At 37.3% G+C, this 22,823-nt stretch carries 27 protein-coding genes and 1 riboswitch; of the genes, 5 read left to right on the forward strand and 22 right to left on the reverse strand.

Annotation, left to right across the window (positions count from 1 at the left end; translation table 11 throughout):
* Positions 1–128 precede the first annotated feature (128 nt).
* Positions 129–584: a GNAT family N-acetyltransferase gene (locus CD001_RS17825; protein WP_096188960.1), complete on the forward strand. Its 456-nt coding sequence runs from the start codon at positions 129–131 to the stop codon at positions 582–584.
* A 162-nt stretch (positions 585–746) separates the two neighbouring features.
* Here CD001_RS17825 and CD001_RS17830 read toward each other — a convergent pair whose 3' ends face one another.
* The 6 genes from CD001_RS17830 to CD001_RS17855 form a co-directional block, all read right to left on the reverse strand.
* A complete protein-coding gene (locus tag CD001_RS17830) occupies positions 747–1,610 on the reverse strand; it encodes a PHP domain-containing protein (RefSeq protein ID WP_096188961.1) in 864 nt (287 codons plus the stop codon).
* A 15-nt stretch (positions 1,611–1,625) separates the two neighbouring features.
* Positions 1,626–2,453, reverse strand: coding sequence for an ammonia-dependent NAD(+) synthetase (nadE, locus tag CD001_RS17835; protein WP_096188962.1), 828 nt, complete (start codon positions 2,451–2,453; stop codon positions 1,626–1,628).
* A gap of 13 nt (positions 2,454–2,466) precedes the next feature.
* Complete coding sequence (locus CD001_RS17840; RefSeq protein WP_096188963.1) at positions 2,467–2,769, reverse strand: hypothetical protein; 303 nt, start codon at positions 2,767–2,769, stop codon at positions 2,467–2,469.
* A 187-nt stretch (positions 2,770–2,956) separates the two neighbouring features.
* Positions 2,957–3,184, reverse strand: coding sequence for a small acid-soluble spore protein Tlp (tlp, locus tag CD001_RS17845; RefSeq protein WP_096188964.1), 228 nt, complete (start codon positions 3,182–3,184; stop codon positions 2,957–2,959).
* 139 nt (positions 3,185–3,323) lie between these two features.
* Positions 3,324–3,740 (reverse strand): acyl-CoA thioesterase, encoded by a 417-nt coding sequence (locus tag CD001_RS17850; RefSeq protein WP_096188965.1) that lies wholly within the window; start codon positions 3,738–3,740, stop codon positions 3,324–3,326.
* On the reverse strand, positions 3,737–6,094 hold the full coding sequence (locus CD001_RS17855; RefSeq protein ID WP_179298806.1) for an AAA family ATPase: 2,358 nt from the start codon (positions 6,092–6,094) through the stop codon (positions 3,737–3,739). Before CD001_RS17855 ends, CD001_RS17850 begins: the two co-directional genes overlap by 4 nt.
* Positions 6,095–6,241: 147 nt before the next feature.
* On the opposite strand from CD001_RS17855, the gene CD001_RS17860 reads away from it, so the two are divergent.
* Entirely contained in the window at positions 6,242–6,439 is a 198-nt protein-coding gene (locus tag CD001_RS17860) for a hypothetical protein (RefSeq protein WP_096188967.1), read from the forward strand.
* 81 nt (positions 6,440–6,520) lie between these two features.
* Here the strand turns inward: CD001_RS17860 and CD001_RS17865 are convergent, their stop codons facing one another.
* Positions 6,521–6,733, reverse strand: a complete 213-nt coding sequence (locus CD001_RS17865; RefSeq protein WP_096188968.1) for a hypothetical protein — start codon at positions 6,731–6,733, stop codon at positions 6,521–6,523.
* Between the two features lie 92 nt (positions 6,734–6,825).
* A complete protein-coding gene (locus CD001_RS17870; protein ID WP_306454079.1) occupies positions 6,826–7,752 on the reverse strand; it encodes a DMT family transporter in 927 nt (308 codons plus the stop codon).
* Between the two features lie 183 nt (positions 7,753–7,935).
* Between CD001_RS17870 and CD001_RS17875 the strand changes: the two genes are divergently transcribed.
* Positions 7,936–8,325, forward strand: coding sequence for a YidH family protein (locus CD001_RS17875; RefSeq protein ID WP_096188969.1), 390 nt, complete (start codon positions 7,936–7,938; stop codon positions 8,323–8,325).
* Between the two features lie 242 nt (positions 8,326–8,567).
* Here CD001_RS17875 and CD001_RS17880 read toward each other — a convergent pair whose 3' ends face one another.
* The gene (locus tag CD001_RS17880; RefSeq protein ID WP_096188970.1) at positions 8,568–8,990 is read right to left on the reverse strand and encodes a carboxymuconolactone decarboxylase family protein; all 423 of its coding nucleotides are present in this window, start codon (positions 8,988–8,990) and stop codon (positions 8,568–8,570) included.
* A 121-nt stretch (positions 8,991–9,111) separates the two neighbouring features.
* On the opposite strand from CD001_RS17880, the gene CD001_RS17885 reads away from it, so the two are divergent.
* Positions 9,112–9,552 carry an Lrp/AsnC family transcriptional regulator gene (locus CD001_RS17885; RefSeq protein WP_096188971.1) on the forward strand — a complete coding sequence of 147 codons (441 nt, stop codon included), beginning with the start codon at positions 9,112–9,114 and terminating at the stop codon, positions 9,550–9,552.
* A 111-nt stretch (positions 9,553–9,663) separates the two neighbouring features.
* On the opposite strand, the gene CD001_RS17890 is transcribed toward CD001_RS17885, so the two are convergent.
* From CD001_RS17890 to CD001_RS17920, 7 genes are all read right to left on the reverse strand, one after another.
* Positions 9,664–10,167, reverse strand: a complete 504-nt coding sequence (locus CD001_RS17890) for a GNAT family N-acetyltransferase (protein ID WP_096188972.1) — start codon at positions 10,165–10,167, stop codon at positions 9,664–9,666.
* A 194-nt stretch (positions 10,168–10,361) separates the two neighbouring features.
* Positions 10,362–10,760 carry a hypothetical protein gene (locus tag CD001_RS17895; protein WP_096188973.1) on the reverse strand — a complete coding sequence of 133 codons (399 nt, stop codon included), beginning with the start codon at positions 10,758–10,760 and terminating at the stop codon, positions 10,362–10,364.
* A gap of 22 nt (positions 10,761–10,782) precedes the next feature.
* Positions 10,783–11,619: a GNAT family N-acetyltransferase gene (locus CD001_RS17900; RefSeq protein WP_096188974.1), complete on the reverse strand. Its 837-nt coding sequence runs from the start codon at positions 11,617–11,619 to the stop codon at positions 10,783–10,785.
* Entirely contained in the window at positions 11,585–12,499 is a 915-nt protein-coding gene (locus CD001_RS17905; RefSeq protein ID WP_096188975.1) for an alpha/beta fold hydrolase, read from the reverse strand. The genes CD001_RS17900 and CD001_RS17905 overlap by 35 nt, the downstream gene beginning before the upstream one ends.
* Before the next feature lie 308 nt (positions 12,500–12,807).
* Entirely contained in the window at positions 12,808–14,283 is a 1,476-nt protein-coding gene (locus tag CD001_RS17910; protein WP_096188976.1) for a protein adenylyltransferase SelO, read from the reverse strand.
* Positions 14,284–14,466: 183 nt separating this feature from the next.
* Positions 14,467–15,099, reverse strand: a complete 633-nt coding sequence (gene ribB / locus CD001_RS17915) for a 3,4-dihydroxy-2-butanone-4-phosphate synthase (protein ID WP_096188977.1) — start codon at positions 15,097–15,099, stop codon at positions 14,467–14,469.
* 116 nt (positions 15,100–15,215) lie between these two features.
* Positions 15,216–15,356: riboswitch (FMN riboswitch) on the reverse strand.
* A gap of 169 nt (positions 15,357–15,525) precedes the next feature.
* Positions 15,526–16,818: a LysM peptidoglycan-binding domain-containing protein gene (locus tag CD001_RS17920; RefSeq protein ID WP_096188978.1), complete on the reverse strand. Its 1,293-nt coding sequence runs from the start codon at positions 16,816–16,818 to the stop codon at positions 15,526–15,528.
* 214 nt (positions 16,819–17,032) lie between these two features.
* Between CD001_RS17920 and CD001_RS17925 the strand changes: the two genes are divergently transcribed.
* Entirely contained in the window at positions 17,033–17,698 is a 666-nt protein-coding gene (locus CD001_RS17925) for a TVP38/TMEM64 family protein (RefSeq protein WP_306454080.1), read from the forward strand.
* A gap of 38 nt (positions 17,699–17,736) precedes the next feature.
* Here the strand turns inward: CD001_RS17925 and CD001_RS17930 are convergent, their stop codons facing one another.
* From CD001_RS17930 to acnA, 6 genes are all read right to left on the reverse strand, one after another.
* On the reverse strand, positions 17,737–18,165 hold the full coding sequence (locus tag CD001_RS17930) for a VanZ family protein (RefSeq protein ID WP_096190667.1): 429 nt from the start codon (positions 18,163–18,165) through the stop codon (positions 17,737–17,739).
* A 241-nt stretch (positions 18,166–18,406) separates the two neighbouring features.
* A complete protein-coding gene (locus CD001_RS17935) occupies positions 18,407–18,550 on the reverse strand; it encodes an acid-soluble spore protein N (RefSeq protein ID WP_096188980.1) in 144 nt (47 codons plus the stop codon).
* 72 nt (positions 18,551–18,622) lie between these two features.
* Entirely contained in the window at positions 18,623–18,757 is a 135-nt protein-coding gene (locus tag CD001_RS17940; protein ID WP_096188981.1) for an FbpB family small basic protein, read from the reverse strand.
* A gap of 68 nt (positions 18,758–18,825) precedes the next feature.
* On the reverse strand, positions 18,826–19,554 hold the full coding sequence (locus CD001_RS17945) for a DUF421 domain-containing protein (protein ID WP_096188982.1): 729 nt from the start codon (positions 19,552–19,554) through the stop codon (positions 18,826–18,828).
* A 28-nt stretch (positions 19,555–19,582) separates the two neighbouring features.
* Positions 19,583–19,723, reverse strand: coding sequence for a hypothetical protein (locus CD001_RS26530; protein WP_179298807.1), 141 nt, complete (start codon positions 19,721–19,723; stop codon positions 19,583–19,585).
* 187 nt (positions 19,724–19,910) lie between these two features.
* A complete protein-coding gene (acnA, locus tag CD001_RS17950) occupies positions 19,911–22,637 on the reverse strand; it encodes an aconitate hydratase AcnA (RefSeq protein WP_096188983.1) in 2,727 nt (908 codons plus the stop codon).
* Between the last annotated feature and the right edge of the window lie 186 nt (positions 22,638–22,823).

Consider the following 22,823-nt stretch of genomic DNA (forward strand, 5'->3'; position numbering starts at 1 on the left):
ATCTCGTAAGACTTGTCATTCAGTTATCGTATCTTAAGAAACAATGATAGATTACCTTACATTTTTGCTTAAAATTAATTCGATTATGAATAGAATTTTATATGATAAATAAATATGGAGGTTTTTTTATGAATATAAAAACTGATGATTTAACTGGAACGAAAGTTGCTGATTTGGTGAAGGAACATCTATTAAGTATGAGATTGAATTCTCCTCCTGAAAGTATACATGCATTAAATCTTGAGGAATTGAGAAGACCAGATATTACATTCTGGAGTGCATGGGAAGGAAACGAATTACTTGGATGCGGGGCACTTAAACAATTAAATAGTCGACATGGAGAAATAAAATCGATGCGAACATCAACATCACACCTGAGAAAAGGTGTCGCAAAACGAATTCTTCAACACATCATTGAAGAATCCATACGGCGTGGGTATTCCCGGCTAAGTTTGGAAACAGGCGCAATGGAAGCTTTTGAACCAGCGAGAAAACTGTATAATAGTTTTGGCTTTCAATACTGCGAGCCTTTTTCCGATTACGAGGATGATCCAAACAGTCTATATATGACAAAGATATTATAAATCAATATATATATTTTTTTGCAATCTCACATGACACTCTTTATCATGAAAGGACATTACATATTCAGTCATTTTAAATTTGTAATGCCCTTTCATTAAAATCTATCTTTATTTGCTTAGTCTTAATAAAACGTTCTGGAAAATCAACAACATTAAGACTATTTATAATATCTTTATTGAAGATAATAGAAACTCGGCTTCATGATACGGAAGCTTTGTCTTGCCTAACAGCTCACCTGGACGGCCATATGATTCGTGATGAAAATCGCTGCCGCCCGTTTTGATTAATTTCCTCCCTGATTCCCGCTCAGCCCGTTCAGCTAACTTTAGAAAACGTTTCACGGCATTCTCATCATGGTCTCGGTGATACACCTCGATTCCATCGAGCTTATAATCTCGAATCCAAGAAATGATTTCTTCATCCAATGAATAAAAGACAGGGTGAGCGACAATAGCTACACCGCCAGCTCCATGGATCAGTTCAATCGCTTCTCTCGGAGTAAGTTCTTCAGGCTTTGGAACAAAGCAAGGCTTATCCTGGCTTAAATATCGTTCAAAGGATTCTTGTACGGATTGGACATAGCCTTTATCAATTAAAGCCTTTGCCAAGTGCGGGCGGGAAAATGTTTCACCTGTCACTTGCTTTTCAACATCATTTAAATTAATATTCAATCCTATATCCTGACATTTAGCAATCATCTGGATCATTCGATTATGCCGCATTTTTCGATGGTGAGATAAGATGTGCTGTAACTGCTCGTCTTCAACATTGATACCATACCCAAGTATATCTACATTCGTCCTCTTTATTCTCGTCGACAATTCAATACCAGGGATCAATGTCATTTGATATTGTATAGCTGCTTCTTTTGCATCTTTTACACCAGCAGTCGAATCATGATCTGTTAAAGCAATGATTTTTAACTTTGCCTCCGCACATTTTTTCATTAATTCCTTCGGGGAATAACCTCCGTCGGACACTGTAGAATGCATATGGACATCGGCTAGCATATCTTGTTGAGACATTTGATCCCTTCCTTTTTACTGCCACCAGTGGTCATAAAGTGTAACTGGAAGCTGCCTTTTATGCTCCGTTTGCAAATATTTTTTCTCAAGGTTCGCTTTCGCATCCTTACTTATTTCTTTACCTTCTAAATAATTGTCGATCTTGTTGTATGTGATGCCTAATGCTTCTTCATCTGGAAGCTGCGGTTGATCATCTTCTAAATCTGCAGTCGGAACTTTTTCTATTAATGAAGAAGGAGCTTGTAAGTGTTGAAGGAGCATTTTCCCTTGTCTTTTATTTAAACCGAATAATGGCGCGATATCACACGCACCATCACCATATTTCGTATAAAAGCCAGTTACAGCTTCTGCGGCATGGTCGGTTCCAGCAACTAAACAGCGATAGTGTGCTGCTAAATCATATTGTACTTTCATACGTTCACGTGCTTTCGTATTCCCTTTCACAAAGTCAGAAAGATTTTCCCCTGTCGCTTCTTCAAATTGACTGTACGACGCATCAACGGCAGGCTTTATATTGACCGCTATTCGGTGGTACGGCTTTATAAAATCTAAAGCTATTTGTGCATCGTCTTCATCTTTTTGTATACCATAAGGAAGACGAACTGCATAAAACGTATACTTATCCGTTCCTTCTTCCTTATTTAATTCTTCCATTGCCATTTGAATGAGCTTTCCAGTTAAGGTAGAATCTTGTCCACCGGAAATACCTAATACATACCCTTTCATTCCTGTCTTTTTTAAATAAGCTTTTAATAAATCAATTCTACTTTTTATCTCTTCTTTAGGTTCGATCGTAGATTTGACTTTTAATTCAGAAATAATTTCGTCTTGCAGTTTTATCATGTGAATCACCCTTTCATTTAAACTTGAAACGTTCTAACTGATGGGCTAAACCTTCTTTATAAAGAATATGCTGTTCATTTTCGCCGATGAGATCGAAATGAGGGTATTCATTCCGTTCATGGATCCATTCCGGCTTTAGCCCATATTTCTTGCCCCAGTCCATTAATTTCTTCCGATTCGCACAGGCTACTTTCGTGACGGTTTTATACTGCGGGAAACGAGGGTCATACCAATAGTGGGTAATCATTGATATTTGACCCATTTTCGCTTTTTGCTTCCATGCTTCTAACTCTTCTTTTGTAATCCCAAATGCCATGTAACATGTAATCCCCTTCCACTATCTATTTAAAATGAATGAAGACAATTTATCAATCCAAACACATACAATTGTGAAATGATCTTACAAAGTATTTTCCCGTTATTCGAAAATTTACACTTCATTTTAAAATACAAAGAAAGAGTGCCAGCAGCTATATCGCTTCAAAGGGCACCCTTTTTTGTATTTAAATTCGGCCATGTTCTCGATCTGATTTTTCATCCTCAATTTCTGATTGAAAGCTATGGATACTTTCTTCTCTTCGTTCATTCTTTTGCTTAATTTCTTGCTTTTCCTGTTCTGATAAATCATCATTTTGCAACGTTTCTTCAGCTGCTTCAATATTTTCTTTCGTATTCTCTGCCATCTCTCTCAGCTTTTCCACATTGTCTGATCGATTATCTTTTTTTGCCATCATGACAACCTCCTTTAAAATTGTACAAAACTAGTTTGTTCAAGGAGGTTATTTCTATACGAATGGATAAGAGGATGTTCAGAAATTCTGGAAAAACATTCATCGACCGTCTATGCCTTCCTTTGCATAAACATGTTGGCTATTTTTTATTATATTCATAAGCTTCATGCCATGCAGGAAACTTCTTTTTTATCGAGATCGGCTTAAATGTTTCTGCATCAACACATACGTGTTCACTCGTTCCAGAAACACATATATCACCTGATTCATTCAAAATTTCATATCCATACGTCACACGAATTCCCGTATATTTTTCGATCCATGTATTCACAGTGATCGTATCAGGGTACCTTGCTGGATGCTTGTAATTTAAGTTAATATTCGTCACCGGCGCAAGAACTCCTTCTTTTTCCATTTGAGCATATTGGAATCCTAGCTCTTCAATCAGTTTTGTTCTGCCGATTTCACACCATACTAAATAGTTTGCGTGGTAAACGACACCCATTTGATCAGTTTCTGCATAACGTACGTTAATTGTAGTTGTGGACACGATCATATTTCATCCTCCTCAACACCTCGAGTAAAAATTTGAAAATCGCCTTCTGTTAATGTTTTTAACGACTCTGTGTTAATTTCCTCCGCATCCGTAGTCGCTATCCGATATGCTTGTTGTTTTATCGCTTCTTCGACAAGGTCTTTCATGGCTCGTGCATTGCCGGAGGGCCTTTTTTTCTCTACCGCATTAGCAAGTTTTTTAATTGTGTTCTCATCAATTGTATAATTATAGTCATAGATATAATATTTTACAATATTTATTAATTCCTCCGTTGTATATTGAGGAAACGGAATCATCTTTTTAAAACGCGACGGCAGCCCCGGATTACTGTGTAACAATTGTTCGATCTTCTCCGTATATCCGGCTAAAATGACAACTAAATGATCTTCATGCTTCGTCATTTCCTCAACGAGCGTATCAATCGCCTCTTTCCCAAAATCTTGTTCGCTTTTAGACAATAATGAATACGCTTCGTCAATGAATAATACACCGCCGAGTGCTTCTTTTATTTTCTGTTTCGTCTTAATTGCTGTCTGGCCAACATAACCGGCAACTAGGTCACTTCTCCCGGCTACAACTAAGTGACCTCTTTTTAATAGCCCGATCTCATGTAGAATTTTTCCGTAAATCTTTGCTACAGTCGTTTTTCCTGTACCAGGTGGTCCAGAGAACACTGCATGCAGTTGAAGCGGAACTTTTGGAAGCTGCTGCTCCTCTCTCATTTTCTGTATTTTCACGAAAGACGTTAACGTTTTAACTTCCTTTTTTACGTCATGCAGACCTATGAGATTTTGTAATTGTTCCTCCCCGCTGATCTCTTCACGTGCAAACTCTTCGTTTTCAACGAAATCATCTTTCGTTAATATCGTAAAGTTTTCTTTTGTATAGTCTTTCGTTTCTCCTGTTTTAGCCCCTTTATTAAAAATTGCATCTAAAACGATGTTTTTTACAGTTCTAGCATTGCCGAAACTTTCGTCTACTTGTTCCTTTTCAATTCTTCTTTTTAATTCAACCATTCCTTCATCTGAAATCGTAAAATCATTATCAAGAGCAATTTGCTCAGCAATTTCTAATAATTCATTTAGCGAAAAATCATGAATGTGTATATGATTACTCTCAGGAAATCGGCTTCTTAGACCAGGATTCGCCCATAAAAAGGTTCTCATTTCTTCTGGATACCCAGCTAATATCACTGAAAACTTCCCTGCATATTCTCCGCTCGTCATCGATGATACGAGTGTATCAATGGCTGTTTGGCCATAATCATTCCCGCTAGCGCCTTCCCTTTTCAAACTGTACGCTTCATCAATAAACAACACTCCACCAATCGCTTGTTTAATGACTTCTGTCGTTTTTTCTTCAGTTTGTCCTAAATAGGCACCGACTAAATGAGACCGGTCAACCTCAACGACTTTTTCCTTCGGCAAGACTCCTAAATCGTGATAGATTTTTGCTAATAAACGTGCAATCGTCGTTTTTCCTGTCCCCGGATTCCCAGTAAAAATCATATTCAGATTTCGTTCATCTTGAAAAAGATAGCCTTGTTTCTTCCGTTCTTGTTCATAACGTAAATAATAATAGTATTGATGGACCTTTAATTTCACTTCTTCAAGTCCAATCATCGAATATAGTTCTGTCAATGGGTTTTTATTTTCAAAGTCCATTTCTTCACGCAACTTGTCCCACTTCTCTTGAACATGATCAAATTCAGCAAATGTTTCATTAAAAGCAGCCTGCTTTTCTTTCGAATAATAAATTCCAGAAATCGTCTCTTTATATTCCTGAGCTGTATGGCATAGTTGTCTAGCAATCGCCTTCATATTGGTGAGTATACGTTTCACCTCGGAAATCTTTTCATATTGTGATTGCTTATCCAATAGATTCGCCGCTTTTTCTAAACGTTCAACATCTATTAACGTTTCATCGATTAAAGAAGAAGTCTCCTCAACTGCTGTCACTATGCGGTCTATTGTATTTTTCTTACCTTGTCCGTGATCGGTTTCCCGAATCCTTGGCAACGTTGTCGGTAACATCGCTTTATTTAGTTGTGGGAAAAAGATATCAACATAAATCCTTGCTAAAAAAGGATGGTCCTTATCCATTTCCCACGCTTCATTTAACCAAGCACGCATTTTTGGATCAGCTGACTGAATTCTTTGATACCTAGAAAATGCAGCAAGGGCAAGCAAATCAATGTAGTCATGATCAGTTATACCTGATTGTTCTACTCCGTTCGCTGTTACGAGTTGAAGCTCTCGAACAATGTCAGCTTCTTTCAGTTTTGAATGAGATGCTCGCTTCCAAGTATCTATTTTATCCTTTAAAAGTATTTCTCTATGATTTTGTCGATTCACGTTCATCACCCATTCTTACGATCTTACCATTATTGTATCATTCCAGAGAAATAAAAGAGAAACAAGACAGGTTCTCTTCCTTAAACTGAGCATATGATGAAGGAAAACATCTGTCATGCTTTGGATAAAAAGAAAAAGGAGCTACTAATGATGGGGAAGAAAAAGAAAGCACAATCTAGAGAAGATAAGTATGAACACACGTTGAAAATCGTCCTTAGTCATAAATGTGAAGTATGCCCGACGCAATGTTCCCGTGGAATTCGATACCTAGAAAAGATGGCAAAGCCAGGTGCGATCGGGAATGGAGTTCCATGCCATTTAACGAAAGGTAAAGCGATGAAATAAACAGTAAATATGCTCAAACGTGAAAGGGGCTAGCTCGAATTGGCTAGCCTCTATCTTCGTATCATATCACTTAACAACAATTTAATAATTCACCTCGTTCATTAGCTGCTTTATTTCATTCAAATATACATCTTTATCACTCGTTGTTACCTTTACTTCAATCGTATTATAAATCATTTGTAATTCATCCTTTAAACCTTCTACTTGAAAGCCCCTTTTAATATAATCTTTCACCCATAAGTAGTAATCAATGAGTTCTTCTTCTGATAACTGCTCATAAATTTGGCTTGGCACCTGAACACCACACCTTATGCTGTATTTTTTATAATGTATTCGTCAAACAAAATGGATGTGAAAATGACTGTCTGATCGAGTGCCATAAAAGATTAACCTGCTTTATTCGTAACCGCAACCGGCTGCATTTTTTTTGCCTTTGTTGTTCCATATGTCACGCCAAGAAGGACAAACACCGCTCCTATGAGATGAATCGGTAAAAGTGGTTCTCCGAGAAAAACAACTGCAAGAATGACAGCTGATAAAGGCATTAAATTAATAAAGATCGACGCTTTGCCAGCACCAATTAGTTTGATTCCTTGGTAATACATGATGAAACTGACGACAGAGACAATAACACTCATATGTAAAATCGATGACCAAGTTACTAAACTTGCTTCCGTTACTTGCGTCCAGCTCATCTCTAATGCAGCGAACGGTAACAGCATGACTGTTCCGATTGAAACCGCATATGTCGTACTTTCAAGGGAACTAAACCTTCGTAAAGCGACTTTTCCTAGCACACTGTATAATGCCCAGCAAATAACAGCTGTAAATAAAATGAAGTCAATTGGTTCAAATCCAGTACGTATAACTTCTGCCCATTGACCTTCAGTAATAATTAAAGAAGCGCCAAATAACGCTAAAATAAGACCAATCACATTCCTTTTCGTAATTGCTTCTTTTAAAAACAGTGCAGATAAAAGAATGATTAACACTGGATTTGAAGCGATAAATAGTGAGCTTTTTACAATAGGTGCCTCTTTTGTCGCAATAAAAAAGCATATGTTATATAACGCAATTCCAGTTAAACCTAATGAACTAAGAAGAAGCCATTCTTTCAAGTTTGGCAGTTTTAAATTTTTCTGTTTTATGACCATAATCGGAATTAAAATGATAGCAGCAAAAAAAAATCGTAAAAAAGCAACTGTAATCGGTTCAAAGTCTCTTGTCGCAAAATTGCCTGCTATAAAAGCACTTCCCCAGCTACTCGTTGCAAATGCAATCATGGCATAAATAAACCAAGGTCGTTTCTCCATCAGCACTCACCTAGTTTTCTCTAATGTTTAAGATTCTTTCGATATACGAAATATACATTAATTATTAGAAATTTTCTAGCCTGTATTTATATTTTTACAATTTTTCATATAACGGAAAATGTATTGGTTACTCGATGAGCGGGTAAAAATAATACAGATAGAAGGCATACGGAGGCGTACTTGATGAACGAAGACAATCGTGTATCGAAGAAAGTAGAACCGGAAAATCGATTTGTGAATGAGCATTTAGCAAATGAAAGAACATTTCTTGCCTGGATACGAACTGCCGGAGCGATTATTGGAATCGGTTTTGTCGCCATCGCTTATTATGCAGAAAATCAAGCTGATATGGGAATCTTCAGCTCAAATATGACGATCTATATAGGCACTGTTTCACTCAGTTTAGGAATGTTTGCATTAGGCTTCTCCTTGTACAGTTATTTAATGAAGAGAAGAGGAATCAATAACCAGACATTCCGTTCTTCTAAGTTTATTGTCATTATTATGAGTACTGCGATGATGCTGATTACTGCTTTTTACGCATTGTACCTATTGATCATTTATATTTATTAAGTGTCAGATGATTAAGTATCCGCGGACACTGGATCCGTTACGACTCGTTAAAAGCCTTAATATAGAAGTTTCACGGACTTTCGTTCCCCTATGATACGAATATCAAAGACTTTCCTCACCTTTTTCAACAAATAACAAATCCCATGTTCGTAAATACAATAATAATAGCTTTTTTCTAAAGATTACATATGCTATATCCTCGAAGAGTTTTTGACAACTATTAATAATAATTCATTAAGTCATTAGCGAGTATCAGCATCTGCATTTAAATTTAACATTGCACCAAAATATTGTTGTGCAGTCATAAAGCAGATGAACGCACATAACTCGCTTATTTCCTCATCTGAAAAAAATTGTTTAAGAATATTAAATGTCGAGTTCGATATTGTGCTTTTTTGTTTTGTAAACAAGTCTGCAAAACCGATTGCGATAGACGTTTTTTCATCGATTTTATTCGGGTCCGGTTTACCTTTCGCTTTACAATATTCACAGCCATTCTCTTGGGCTAATGTTCTCCTCACTTGTTCCTTCAATTCAGCTGAAAGATGCCCACCTTTTTCTAACTCTTCTCCTAAATTTGACCATGCTTCCATTACTTTTAGATGATGCCCTAAAAGGTTTTGAAACGGAGTTTGACCGTGAATTGATTTTTTTATCCTTGCCATTGCTCTTCCCTCCTTGTAACATTAATCATACGATATCCATACGCAATTTGACATTAATTTTCTAAAGTATCCATACGAAAATATTTCGTAAATTAACGTTTTTTGAAGGGATTAATTAAAAATGAAAATAGATGAAATTGATAAAAAAATATTAGCTGAATTAAGAGAAAACAGCCGCTTATCTATGAGTGAACTCGGGCGGAGAGTACAATTATCTTCTCCATCTGTTACTGAAAGAGTGAGACAAATGGAGTCATTTGGTATTATTAAAAAATATACTTTAGACATCTATTACGAAAAAATCGGTCTCCCGATACAATGTATCATCGAAGCTACAGTGAAAAACGGCGATTACGACTCTTTTATGAGGTTCATTCAGAAATTCTCTAATATTGAGTTTTGTTATCGAATAGCAGGTAACGCTTGTTACATGCTAAAGGTTCAATTTGTAAGCTTTTCTGATGCTGAGTCATTTATTAATACAATAAATCCTTATGCATCTACAGTGACTCATTTTATTTTTTCTCAAGTCGATACGAAATTAAGCTTTGAAAGTAATTAGTCTATATCTCATGACATGACTCCATGGAAGATCTCATAATTGCTATGTTCATCCATAAGAATTTATCGTGTACGCTTTTAGATTCAATAAAAAATGTTCCTCCTCAAAATTTTATAAACTTTGAGGAATATGACATACCATAGTCCAAGATGTTCCTGATGTACCACATTGTTTAAATCCTAGTTTACGATAAAGTTGTACAGCCTCAGTATTGTTAGGGTCAACACTCAAAGACAGTGATGTATAGCCATCTTCTAATGCTGTTTCGAATAACTTTTTCAGCAACAAAGTACCTATACCGTTCCCTCTTACATCATCTTTGACAGCTATCCCTATTTCCGGTGTGTTACTGTCTACATATCCATAACCTTTTTGATTTTCTGTAAATAGCCGGTACCAAGCAGCACCTACAAGCATGTTATCCTCACTCAGAGCTATTACTGCTCTGTCTCCTTGCCTTCCCCATCCGTCACTATATTTTTTGATTGATGGTGAATTTAGCAGTTTTTCTTTTGCCGGCTTATTTTCTGGAATATGAATAGATTCATACAACATAACTAATAAAAATTGCAAGTCACGTTCACTATGTTTATCAAGTATTCTTGTGTAAAACAAATGATTCACCTCCATTTTTTTTATAACATCGGCTTCATAACAACATTGAATCTCATGATTTCACACAAATGCAAAAATGATGAGTAAACCGACAACAAGTCGCAGCAAATGTTAAAGCCTTTTTGATGATACCTCTATTAATATCATTACGTAACTGACATACTTTTCACGCCAACTTTGCAATACCTCTAAAATCAATCATTTCTACTGATAGACCTGACAAATAGAATTCCTGCGAACATGACGAGCATCATATTAATGACATTGTTAAACAATAGGTTGTGACTAAAATTAGTTCCGTAATGATACCAAATCAACCAATAGTAAGACGGCACCATACATAACATGAGTAACAGTAAAGAAGGAACTAAAGTCCATCGTACTTGAATATTTCCTCTTAGAATTTGAAAAAGTTTCTCCCATTCAATAAACATTCCAAACAAAAAGCCAAAAAGACTCATCATCAAATAAGGATATGGGGTTTGAATACGTTCATCAATTGCTCTTTGAAGGGCTAAGTACGTTTCACCAATGAAATAAAGCAACACAACCATACTAACAAAAACGAAAATATAATAGACCTTTTTGATCATAGTATCACTCCTTAAACTGTCTTCATTTATCTGATGATAGGAAAGGAAATTCGTCACCGACATAGTTGAATACATTTGTAAAACCGATATTTTCAGCTATTACGATCGACGGTTTATTATCTTCCATACAATCCCAATATGGAGTGGAGCCATGAGCGAAACATTCTGTCACAAAGCAATGTGCCGCTTTTTGTGCTAGCTTTCTCCCTTGATGAGCCTCCAGGGTTTCAATGTCAATACTATGTACATTTTCTGCGACGTACACAGACAAACACATACTTACAATTCTATTTTGATGAACGATACAATAGCCGATTCCTTTTTGAAAAAAACTGTCTAATGAATCCCAAAATGATAATATTTTCGCTTCGACAAAATCAATATTTTGAAACATATTACTCCCATCAAAAACTTTGCTTATTTTCAAAACAGTATAAGCTGAATCTATTTTAAGCTCATTTTCTCTGCTATAGTTTGCTACTGATAATGTGAAAACTTTTTGGTTCCAGCTTGCGACATTCCGGTGTTTGAACATCATTTCAATTTGTCTATTCCATTTTTTATCGTTTCCAATTCCTTCAAACCAGGTTAACCCAGCTTGCTTCGCTTCCGGTTCTATCACTCTATTAATAAAGTCATTCAGTTCATGATTAAATATCTCATTTTGTTCATTACCAATAAAGATAAACCCATCATGACTCCCTAACCAAATAAGCCCTGATTGCGGAGAATCTGTATGATCGACAAAAATACGCCCAGGATTGTTTCCATTTATAATCGCCTTTGTTTCTATCAACGCTTGTCCCACTATTAAGTGATGACATTTATAAAAATCTTTCTTCTTTAATTCGGAAATCACAAAAACCTCTCCTCTCACCACCACTTTCACACACACTCAATTCATTTAAAAAGCTGTCTAATTCCTTATAAAATAGAGTTGGCTCCTCTAAATAAGGATAATGATTGCTTGCATGGAAAATGACTAACTGTGAATTTGGAAGTGATTCATCCATTTCGATCGAATATTCTACAGGACATTGAACATCATATTTCCCGCAAATAATTAATGTTGGTGTAGTGCTCAAACTTAACTTTTTTGTAACATCAAAAACCTTCAACTCCCGGTTAAAAAAATGAAGTCGAGATACGCATATGTTCTTACTAATAGGCAGATTGAATAACTTATGGTACTTTTCTGGTTCATATAATGAGAGCTTTGTTCTTTCAATCGTGTACCACTTTCTTTGTTCTTCCGATAAGGTTGGATTGGATAAAGTATTCATCAGCTCCTGCATCCTACGAAAATCTGGATGATCACGATGGTAAATACAATTAGGTGAAAAAGTCGCATATTCTCTTGCAGCTGCTCCTACAATGATAGAAAAGCTTAACTTATTTGAATAATAAATTCCGTACAAAATGCCTAACATCCCGCCAGTTGAATGGCCTGCGAAGCCCCATTTACGGTATCCTAATGCTTCACGTATTGCTTCTAAATCTAAGATCGTTTCCAGCATACTAAGCTGATATGGTTCAAACGCCTTCTCTGATTGACCCGCTTCACGCAAATTTACTAGAAATACTTTATGTGCTTTTGTAAACGTTTCTGCAAAATAGTCACCTGTGTGATTAAATTCAGAATAATGATGTGTTACACATATTGGTTCTCCTTTACCTTTCATAAACACTTCAAATTGGCCACGATTAGTCTTGACGATTTTTTTGCTCCACAATGCCATCCTGACAGCCCCTTTTATTATGAAAATAAAAGCCTTGATCGTTGAATAATTAACATTGTTAAGTTTCTCTACAATTTTAACATTCTTTTCCTTTTATTTAACTAGTTGAGCGTAAACAAATCTTGGCTTGTCGTTAAAGAAGTTCTCAGTAAGCGAATTGCGCTTTCCTAGAAGCTCTTATGCATTCGTGCAATTTTTAATAATGAAAGCCTTAGTTGCTGTTATATGATCATCAATAGGTTTTATAAATTCGAACAGTGTAAAAAAGCGCTCTGCAAATGCAGAAACGCTTTAAAATATTTATTCATTTATGTCCCACAAAAGGTTCGATAAGGACGATCTGACGGTTCAGGTAATGTCGTGTACTCTTCCTGTTCTTCAGAATGTGCGTAAGGGTCAGACAATACATTCAGAAGGCGTTCCATGACACGATAATCCCCTTGTTCAACAGCAGCATCTAATGCTTCTTCCACTCGATGGTTACGAGGAATAATAGCAGGATTGCTGCTGCGCATTAATTCGTGTGAAGCAGCTTTCGACTCCTGCTGCCTACTTAACCTCTCCTGCCAACGCTTATACCACTGAGCAAATTCATCAGAACCATTTATAGCTGTATCTTCAGTCTTTTCAAACGTTAGCGCACGGAACGTATTCGTAAAATCAGCACTCGATTTTTGCATGACACTTAAGAGGTCGCCAATAAGTGTCTCATCCTCTTGCTCCTCATTGAAAATCCCCAGTTTTGCCTTCATTCCAGCGAGCCAGTGATTATGATGTAATTTTTTATAACCTGTTACTGCCTCTTGCGCTTGATCAACCGCCTCCTTCTGATCATCATGTAATAGCGGCAATAATGTTTCAGCAAACCTCGCAAGATTCCATCCGCCAATAATCGGTTGATTTCCATACGCATACCTTCCGTTCATATCAATCGAACTGAATACCGTTTTCGGATCATAAGTATCCATAAATGCACATGGTCCGTAATCAATCGTTTCTCCACTAATCGTCATATTGTCCGTGTTCATAACCCCATGGATAAACCCAACTAGCTGCCATTTCGCAATTAATTCCGCCTGACGCTTAATGACTTCTTTAAGTAAGAAAAGATAACGGTTCGATTCATCTTCAAAACCTGAAAAGTGTCTTTGTAACGTATAATCTGCCAAAGTCCGGAGATCTTCTTCAGTGCCCCACTTTGATACATATTCAAAGGTTCCTACACGTAGATGGCTTGAAGCGGTTCTCGTTAAGATTGCCCCGGGCAATTCTGTCTCGCGGATCACGGATTCACCTGTAGTCACAACAGCCAAACTTCGATTCGTTGGAATACCGAGTGCATACATCGCTTCACTCATGATATATTCACGCAGCATCGGTCCAAGCGACGCACGACCATCACCTCCACGTGAATAAGGTGTTCGTCCAGACCCTTTTAGCTGAATATCAATCCGTTTATTTTCGGGAGTTATTTGCTCGCCAAGGAGCATTGCCCTCCCATCTCCAAGCATCGTAAAATGCCCGAACTGATGACCGGCATATGCTTGAGCAAGAGGCATAGCCCCTTCAGGAATACCATTTCCTGCAAACACTTGTACGCCATTATTGCTTTTTAATTCTTGAATGTTTAACCCTAATGATGTCGCCAACGATTCATTCAAAAAAATCAATTCCGGCGATTGAACAGGATTTAGCTCCAACGTCTCAAAAAGCATTTCTGGGAGCCGAGCATAACTGTTGTCAAAGTTCCAGCCCAATTCGATCGTTTCATTCTTTTTTGTCATCGTATCCTCCTTCCATTGAAATTCATTATTATGTCAAAATATCATTTACTCATCAAACACTATACGTCATTACTCTAAATTATCTCATAACAACCCTTTTATTGTCTTCTTTTGGTAACGATTTATACTCGTGCTATAACAATTACTCGTTTATTATTTTGTAGTATTCTTCCTAGTAAGTGACTACATGCTAATTAATCCTTTTTCATTTCTATAATCAACTATGTCTTGTACCGTTATCAATGGAAGCTGATGCTTTTCTGCATAGACTGATAAATCCTCGCTTCGCGCCATTGTCCCATCTTCATTCATAATCTCGCAAATCATCGAGGCAGGAAATAGACCTGCAATACGTATTAAATCAATCGAAGCTTCTGTCTGTCCTCTTCTTTCGAATACCCCGTTTGGACGGGCACGCAACGGAAAAATATGTCCTGGCCGGACAAAATCGGATGCTCTTGCTTTTGGATCAATTAATTTTTGAATCGTAATCGCTCGTTCATATGCAGAAATCCCTGTATGTACACCTTCAATAGCATCTACAGAAACCGTAAACGCCGTTCGCATTGACTCTTCGTTTTTCTCCACCATCTGAGGGAGACTTAGCTCATTAAGCCGTTCTTCTAGCATCGGTGTACAAATTAACCCACATCCATAACGGGCAAAAAAGTTAACTTTTTCCCCTGTGACCATCTCTGCTGCCATGACAAGATCCCCTTCGTTTTCACGGCTTTTATCATCCTGGATGATCACAATGCCTCCTTTTTGAACTTGATTGATTGCCTTTTCTACATTCTTTACTGCTGTTTGAGTCATTCAAAAACCCTCCATTAAAGTTTTTGAACTGAATCAACCTAAAAGAAAAGACCCAGATATGATTTCTGGGCTCAAGAAATAAACGTTACGACCTTTCATTTTTTTCGTAACGACTATTTCACCTTCTCCCATCCGGACTATACCGTCGGCCTCAGATTTTCACTGAGTCAGTCGCAGAGGAAACCACTACGAGTCGCGGGCTTAAACAAAAAATTATCACCGCCGGTTGGGACTTTCACCCGACCCCGAAGGTCGTATTCAATTCTACGAATATTCTAACATATAAAACCTTACAATTGCATATTCTATAATTCACAAAATAAACCTTCAATAATCTATATTTAATAAATATTAGTGCAACGTTTGACTGTAACTAAAAAAGAGTGAATGTGATTCATCCACTCTCATAAACGCTTCGTTTCTAATCTACTCATTAAATTTAACAATATCAAATTGGTCTGTTAGGAGCATCCAGTTTTGTGGAAATGGAAGTCCGAGTTTCCAATAACTGATCCCTCTCAAGCCTAATTCTTTCATAAGATCAAATTTTGCTTGAATGCTTCTCGCGTCTTCAAACCAAACAACATGTTCATTGCCTTCATCATCAACATACTCAAAAAATGGAGCCTGTGATTCTTCGTCAAACTGAATCGGAACATTCCTTTCAAAAGCTAACTGAATTGCTCGATTCGGGCTCAATGCTTCAGCAAACTCACCTTCCGGTTCATATGGAAGTGTCCAGTCATAGCCATATAAATTCTGGCCCATCATAATTTTATCTGCTGGCATTTCTGTTAATGCATATTCAAGTACCTCTCTTACCGGGTTAATCGGTGATACGGCCATAGGAGGCCCGCCGCCATATCCCCATTCATACGTCATAATGACAACGAAATCGACAATTTCTCCGTGTGCTGCATAATCATGAGGTTCATACCATTGTCCTTCTTGGTCAGGATCTGTTTTAGGTGCTAAAGCTGTTGAGATTAATAAATCTTCTTCTCTTAACCTAGCAGCTGCTTTTCTTAAAAATTCATTATATCGTTCTCTGTCCTCAACCCTTAAAAACTCAAAATCAAAATGAACATCTCTGTATCCGACTCTGTGTGCTTCTTCAATAATATTTTCAATTAATTGATCTTGAACAGCTTCATCCGTTAAGATCGCAGCCCCTAACTCATCACTGAACGCTCCCTCTTCAAGGTTCGTCACAACGAGCATAAGTCCCGCATCATTCTGTTCAGCGATCGCCGGAAAATCGTTCAAAGGAGGCGGTGTTAACGTTCCATCTCGATTCACTTCATAACTAAATGGAGCAAGATAAGTTAAGTAGGGTGCTCTAGCTCGTGCTGATTCCTCTAGCTCTTCTGACACAGTATCTCCGATTGGTTCAACATAGGCATTGACTTCTGTTTCTACTTTTGGACGTGGTGGTATATAAAGCCTTAACCCTGCCTCCAATGGTTCATCTGGTGATATTTGGTTAATTTCTGCAAGTTCTTGAAACGGGATACCAAACTGTTGACTGATCGAGTATAAACTATCACCAGGCTGTACCCAATAAAAACTTCCGACAATCGGGATTACAATACTTTGACCTGTTACTAAACGATCAGGGTCCGGAAGCTCGTTTGCAGTTACGATATCTTCTACCGATGTATTATAGGCATTTGCAATACTAGTTAAAGACTGACCTTCCTGTACAATATGAATCTGCATCTTCTCATCCCTCCTGCAAATTTCCATCGTTTTATCGTACGCAAGGCAAGAATGTCCGATGATAGAAAATTTACAAATTCGATCATTGATTCTATTGAACGACAATTTATTGTATAATGACGATGGACTCACTTGAGTTTATAGAGGGTTATCTCTCCCTTGCAAATATGACTCATGCGAGGATGATTTCTGACACATATTAGAGGAGAAATAAATGATGATGCGAAAATCTCTCGTTTTACTACTGATGGTTTTTATTGTTAGTTTTATATATATTTATCATGAATCCTTTTTACATTGGATCCAACATAATGAGCGTGATCATTTATTTTTAACGACGGTGATTGCAACATTGATGTCTTTATTTCCTGTTATCCCATACCCAATCGTCGGTGGTGTTATCGGTGCAGCCTACGGTCCGGCACTAGGGGCGTTCGTCATATGGATGGGTTCAACCTTTGCCTCGATGATCTTTTTTGCAATGGTTCGATACGGCGGCTTTCATAAATGGGGAACTAAAATTCTCCTTAAATATTCAGCAACGAAAAAAGTGACCTTATTGTTTGAGAGAAATGCATTCATGTCTATTACCATACTGAGAATGATTCCTGTTATTCCTTCAATATTAATCAACGCATATGCAGCTCTTAGTCGAGTAGGGTTTGTTCGTTACTCTGTCGCTTCAGGATTAGGGAAAGTGCCTGCAATGACATTATTTGCATTAGTCGGACATACGATTGTGACAAATCCAATTGAGCTTCTATACATGATCATTATTTATAGTATTTTCCTAGCGATTGTCTATACAGGGTACCGATTATGGACGAAAAAAATAGAGCAAGAGCATCGAATACAAGAAAAGCAGCCATCTGAAATATAAAATGTGGCTGCTTTTTTATTATACATGCCATTCATCATTTATATAATTCGTATCCAAGTCGTAACCTTATAGATTATTGCACCGATAAACGCACCTAAAGTATTTAAGATAACATCATCAATATTTGCTACACGGTATGTAAAAATAAATTGGTTTACTTCGATGAAAATAGAAATAAACATACCTGTTATCGTAACGAAGACGATTGACACAGCTTTCTTTTTCTTTTTGAAATAATCCAAAAACAACGGAAATAGCAGGCCGAATGGAACGAATAATAAAATGTTTCCGCCTAATATTCTGATAGGATCTTTCATATCCGGACTAAACGTATAAATTCTATATATACTAAAAAATGGTGATAAATTATAATTTCTTCCCCCAGGACCTGCATCTCCAAGTGATGCGCCATAGTTCCAAGCAAATAACGTTACATAAAAGAGCATAAGTAAATAAATAAAAAACATCCAGTTTAAAAATTTTGATCGCTTTTTTTTCGTATTCTTTTCCTCTTGTTTACCCAACGATGTTGACACCCCAAATCTATTAACCCAAATATATAATTCTTATTATCTTATGCCGAATAAAGAATCGCAAGAATATATAATAAAAACATTAATTTTACATTAGGAATTCGAGGGTATTCTAGTATCGATAGCTTTTTTGTCATTCTTCACCATAAAAAAGACATTTACAGAACGTAAATGTCTAGTGTTTCCCTTTAGGTGGAATATAATCAGGATTTTCATTATCCTTCATATTCATTTGTTTTCCTTTGTTTGAATCACTTTTTCTCGGTTGAGTTCCTAAATGATTCGGTCTAAATTTATCAAAGCTATGCTTGCCAGCCATTGTTCCCCCTCCTTCCATACACTTAATATGTCCGATATTGGAGGCACTATACTAAGTATAGGAAGGTTTGAGTTAAGAATATAATCGATCTACATGACGCTTTTCCAGCTTTAATTCAATCTTCTCAATTTCTTTCGGATCTTTTAATAATGCTTGTTTATTTTCTTGGAATAGTTCCTCAAATCTTACTTTTTTCTTTTTTCTCATCTTTTTCACCTCAACACTGTTTGTTACCATCTATTTCCACAATCTGAACCATTCATACATATATAGAACTAATTAGCACCTTCCTCAGACATTTTCTGACTTATATAGATCGTCCCAGCTTCATCAGCTGTCATTAAAAATACGTCCTCAGGTGATTCAAAACCGTGTACCAATAATGTTTCACGTAACCAGTCTAAGTTACCAACTTTCTTCAAATTCGCATGGATAATGTGACCGTCCTGGATAATAACAGAAGGGTAACCTTTAGACATAGGAGTTAAATTGAGGTCATTCGGTGTTGCACTATCATACATAGATTTTTTAATGACACTAACCTGGCCGTTTGATTCTAATATTGCATAATCGACTTCGGTAAGATCGATCGCACTATTGAGCCTTAAATCCATTAACAAAGATTCAACAGTTAATTTTACTTTTGCCATCTCTTTATGATTGATTTTGCCTTTTTCAATTAAAATAATCGGTTCATCCTCAATGACTCGTCGAAACCTAGGTAACTTCAAAGAAATATAGGATAAAAATAGATGAAAGCCACCTATTAGAGACGCGGCTGCTAAAGGGCCGCCAAGAGACATCTCCCCGTCAGACAACGGTTCACCTACAACATCACCAATGATCACCCCGAATATAAAATCTATCGGATTAATCGAAGTCATGGAGCGTTGACCTAATACTTTAATCAGGATAAAAACATAAATATAAACAATCGTTGCTCTGATTATGTATCCATAAACAGGTAAATCTTGAGCACCCTGCCAGAAATCTAAATCAAGCATCCATGTCACCTACTTACCTTTTAAGCCGTTATTGCTGACGGTCATTCCTCATTTTCTTTACTTCATAATCAGCAAACGTCTCTAACTCTGATGCATGATTCCGTTTTCCTTGTGCCTTCTTGTTTTCATTTCTTTGTGCGTTTGCGTTACCTTTCTTTTGTCGGCCCATTTGAAAATCTCCTTTCAATCGTGAAAATGAATATTTTTTAGTATGGCAAGGATTGAAAAAAGTATGTACAAAATCTTCTCTTAATACGTTTCGAATGATGTGATGTAAAATGCTATTTCATCATTTTGTAAATATGAAAAGCCCCTCCTTCACGGTTCCGTGATGGAGGGGCTGCTGTTTGTTTACCTTATTTATTTTCAGCCATTGCGTTACGCAATACCATTTGAAGAATACCACCGTGACGGTAGTAGTCAATTTCAACTTCACTATCAAAACGAGCAAGTACTTCAAATGTTGTTTCTTTGCCTGTTACTTCATCTTTCGCAACAACCGATACATAATCACGCGGCTGAATATCATTTGTTACTTTTACATCAAAATGTTCTTTACCGGTTAATCCTAGTGTTTCAGCGTTCTCTCCTTCTTTAAACTGAAGCGGAAGAACACCCATTAATACGAGGTTACTACGGTGGATTCGCTCGAAGCTTTCGGCAATAACTGTTTTAATGCCTAAAAGGTTCGTACCTTTTGCTGCCCAGTCACGAGAGCTTCCCATCCCATAGTCTTTACCAGCCATTACGAGTAAACCAGTGTTTTCTTCTTTATATTTCATCGCCGCATCGTATATCGCCATCACTTCGCCAGTTGGCCAGTAAGTTGTATAACCGCCTTCTGTACCTGGCGCTAATTGGTTTTTAATACGAATGTTTGCGAATGTTCCACGCATCATGACTTCATGGTTTCCGCGTCGGGAACCGTAAGAGTTAAACTGCGCAGGAGTTAAACCTTTTTCCATTAAATATTTACCTGCAGGACTATCTTTCGCAATCGAGCCAGCTGGAGAAATGTGGTCCGTCGTGACTGAATCGCCTAATTTTGCAACAGCACGAAGACTTGATAGTTCCTTAACATCTTCAGGCTCAGCAGATAAGTTCTCAAAGAATGGAGGATTTTGAATGTAAGTAGACTCCTCATCCCAGTTGTATAAGTCCCCTTCAGTTGTTTCAAGGTTGTTCCATTCTTCGTTACTTTCGAACACGCGCTCATATTCTTTCTTGAATAATTCCGGTGCAACAGCTTTTTCCATTGCAGCTTGAATTTCTTCATTGCTTGGCCAAATATCTTTAAAATAAACGTCATTTCCATCTTTATCTTTGCCAATTGGCTCTGAATGAACGTCAATGTCAACCGTTCCCGCAAGTGCATATGCCACTACTAATGGTGGAGAAGCTAAGTAATTAGCTTTTACGAGCGGATGAATACGACCTTCGAAGTTTCGATTTCCACTTAATACAGAAGCAACTGTTAAGTCATTTTCTGCAATTCCTTTTTCAATTTCATCAGGCAGCGGTCCACTGTTTCCGATACAAGTCGTACAGCCGTACCCAACTAAATTAAAGCCTAACTTATCGAGGTAAGTCATTAATCCTGCACCTTCAAGGTATCCTGTTACAACTTTTGATCCTGGTGCTAAACTTGTTTTTACATACTCAGGTACTTCGAGCCCTTTTTCCACAGCATTTTTAGCAAGCAGCCCTGCACCGATCATGACGTGAGGATTCGAAGTGTTTGTACAGCTTGTAATCGCAGCAATTGTAACTGAACCTGTTTTTAATGTAGACGTTTTTCCATTAGGATGCTGAATGTCTACTTCCTTCTTTATCTCCTCAGGAGCAAGACCGAACCCTTGGTTTCCAACAGGGGCACTTAATGATTTTCTCCACTCATCTTTCATTTTAGATAATGGAATTAAGTCTTGTGGACGTTTCGGTCCGGATAAATTTGGTTCGATAGTAGAAAGATTAATTTCAACAACGTCTGTAAATGTTGGATCTTCTTGTCCTGGAGTATAGAACATGCCGTTTGCTTTACAATACTCTTCAACAAGTGAGACTAATTCTTCGCTTCTGCCTGTGAAACGTAAGTAATTAAGGGTTTCATCATCTACAGGGAAGAATCCACATGTTGCACCGTATTCTGGTGCCATGTTTGAAATTGTTGCTCGATCAGCTAATGTCATATCTGACAAACCTGGTCCGAAATATTCTACAAATTTGCCGACAACATTCTTTTCACGCAATACTTGAGTCACTTTTAGCGCTAAGTCCGTGGCAGTTGCCCCTTCTGGCATTGCACCGACTAGTTTAACACCAATAACTTCTGGAACAGGGAAGTATGATGGCTGTTGAAGCATGCCAGCTTCAGCTTCAATACCGCCAACGCCCCAGCCTAAAACGCCAAGTCCATTAATCATAGTTGTATGTGAATCAGTACCGACAAGTGAGTCAGGGAATGCAACTGTTTCACCTGAATCATTTTCTTCATTTTGGACAACATTTGCTAAGTACTCCAAGTTCACTTGGTGAACGATACCCGTTGCAGGAGGTACTGCACGATAATTATTAAATGAATTTTGTGCCCAGCTTAAAAATTTATAACGCTCTTCATTACGTTCAAATTCTAATTCCATGTTGCGAAGGAGTGAGTTTGCACCACCGAAGTCGTCGACTTGTACCGAGTGGTCAACGACAAGGTCAACTGGAATTGCCGGATTAATACGCTTAGGGTCTCCACCGAAATCTGCCATCGCTTTACGCAATGAAGCTAAGTCCACTACAGCTGGTACCCCAGTGAAGTCTTGCAAAATTACACGTGAAGGTTTAAATGGAACATCAATATTTTTTACGTCTTCAGTTCCCCATTTTGCTAGATTTTCCACGTGTTCCTCTTTAATTACTTTTCCGTCATATTGACGTAAAACAGACTCTAAAAGCACTTTAATTGAATAAGGAAGGTTGGTAACGTTTCCAACTCCAGCCTCTTCAATAGCCTTTAAATCATAGTAATGATACGTTTTTCCACTTGCTTCAAACGTACGTTTGGAATTGTACAATGTATTGTTTTCTTTTGACATATGTATTCCCTCCTTCAACTACTATCATATACTAGATTTTTTAAATTGTCTAAAACCTTTATTCGAAAATTTGTCATAAAATCATTTTTTTAAAATAACGAAATTTTCAAACAATAACCCCTTTCATCAATTTTACAACTTCGATTTTCATAAAATATTCTTCGATGTAAAACCTAGATTTAGGAG

It is taken from the genome of Evansella halocellulosilytica (genome assembly GCF_002335745.1).
Classification (GTDB): domain Bacteria; phylum Bacillota; class Bacilli; order Bacillales; family Salisediminibacteriaceae; genus Bacillus_CA; species Bacillus_CA halocellulosilytica.

Excerpts from the sequence above, each read along its gene's own strand:
- CD001_RS17895 (WP_096188973.1), bottom strand. The coding sequence starts at position 10,760 with ATGATCAAAAAGGTCTATTATATTTTCGTTTTTGTTAGTATGGTTGTG.
- CD001_RS17825 (WP_096188960.1), top strand. The coding sequence starts at position 129 with ATGAATATAAAAACTGATGATTTAACTGGAACGAAAGTTGCTGATTTG.
- CD001_RS17840 (WP_096188963.1), bottom strand. The coding sequence starts at position 2,769 with ATGGCATTTGGGATTACAAAAGAAGAGTTAGAAGCATGGAAGCAAAAA.
- CD001_RS17880 (WP_096188970.1), bottom strand. The coding sequence starts at position 8,990 with ATGGCAAGGATAAAAAAATCAATTCACGGTCAAACTCCGTTTCAAAAC.
- CD001_RS17910 (WP_096188976.1), bottom strand. The coding sequence starts at position 14,283 with ATGACAAAAAAGAATGAAACGATCGAATTGGGCTGGAACTTTGACAAC.
- CD001_RS17930 (WP_096190667.1), bottom strand. The coding sequence starts at position 18,165 with ATGTTTTTTATTTATTTACTTATGCTCTTTTATGTAACGTTATTTGCT.
- CD001_RS17830 (WP_096188961.1), bottom strand. The coding sequence starts at position 1,610 with ATGTCTCAACAAGATATGCTAGCCGATGTCCATATGCATTCTACAGTG.
- CD001_RS17905 (WP_096188975.1), bottom strand. The coding sequence starts at position 12,499 with ATGGCATTGTGGAGCAAAAAAATCGTCAAGACTAATCGTGGCCAATTT.
- CD001_RS17875 (WP_096188969.1), top strand. The coding sequence starts at position 7,936 with ATGAACGAAGACAATCGTGTATCGAAGAAAGTAGAACCGGAAAATCGA.
- CD001_RS17870 (WP_306454079.1), bottom strand. The coding sequence starts at position 7,752 with ATGGAGAAACGACCTTGGTTTATTTATGCCATGATTGCATTTGCAACG.
- CD001_RS17940 (WP_096188981.1), bottom strand. The coding sequence starts at position 18,757 with ATGAGAAAAAAGAAAAAAGTAAGATTTGAGGAACTATTCCAAGAAAAT.
- tlp (WP_096188964.1), bottom strand. The coding sequence starts at position 3,184 with ATGGCAAAAAAAGATAATCGATCAGACAATGTGGAAAAGCTGAGAGAG.
- ribB (WP_096188977.1), bottom strand. The coding sequence starts at position 15,099 with ATGACTCAAACAGCAGTAAAGAATGTAGAAAAGGCAATCAATCAAGTT.
- CD001_RS17850 (WP_096188965.1), bottom strand. The coding sequence starts at position 3,740 with ATGATCGTGTCCACAACTACAATTAACGTACGTTATGCAGAAACTGAT.
- CD001_RS17885 (WP_096188971.1), top strand. The coding sequence starts at position 9,112 with ATGAAAATAGATGAAATTGATAAAAAAATATTAGCTGAATTAAGAGAA.
- CD001_RS26530 (WP_179298807.1), bottom strand. The coding sequence starts at position 19,723 with ATGGGCCGACAAAAGAAAGGTAACGCAAACGCACAAAGAAATGAAAAC.
- CD001_RS17920 (WP_096188978.1), bottom strand. The coding sequence starts at position 16,818 with ATGCAGATTCATATTGTACAGGAAGGTCAGTCTTTAACTAGTATTGCA.
- CD001_RS17925 (WP_306454080.1), top strand. The coding sequence starts at position 17,033 with ATGATGATGCGAAAATCTCTCGTTTTACTACTGATGGTTTTTATTGTT.
- CD001_RS17860 (WP_096188967.1), top strand. The coding sequence starts at position 6,242 with ATGATGGGGAAGAAAAAGAAAGCACAATCTAGAGAAGATAAGTATGAA.
- acnA (WP_096188983.1), bottom strand. The coding sequence starts at position 22,637 with ATGTCAAAAGAAAACAATACATTGTACAATTCCAAACGTACGTTTGAA.
- CD001_RS17935 (WP_096188980.1), bottom strand. The coding sequence starts at position 18,550 with ATGGCTGGCAAGCATAGCTTTGATAAATTTAGACCGAATCATTTAGGA.
- CD001_RS17945 (WP_096188982.1), bottom strand. The coding sequence starts at position 19,554 with ATGCTTGATTTAGATTTCTGGCAGGGTGCTCAAGATTTACCTGTTTAT.
- nadE (WP_096188962.1), bottom strand. The coding sequence starts at position 2,453 with ATGATAAAACTGCAAGACGAAATTATTTCTGAATTAAAAGTCAAATCT.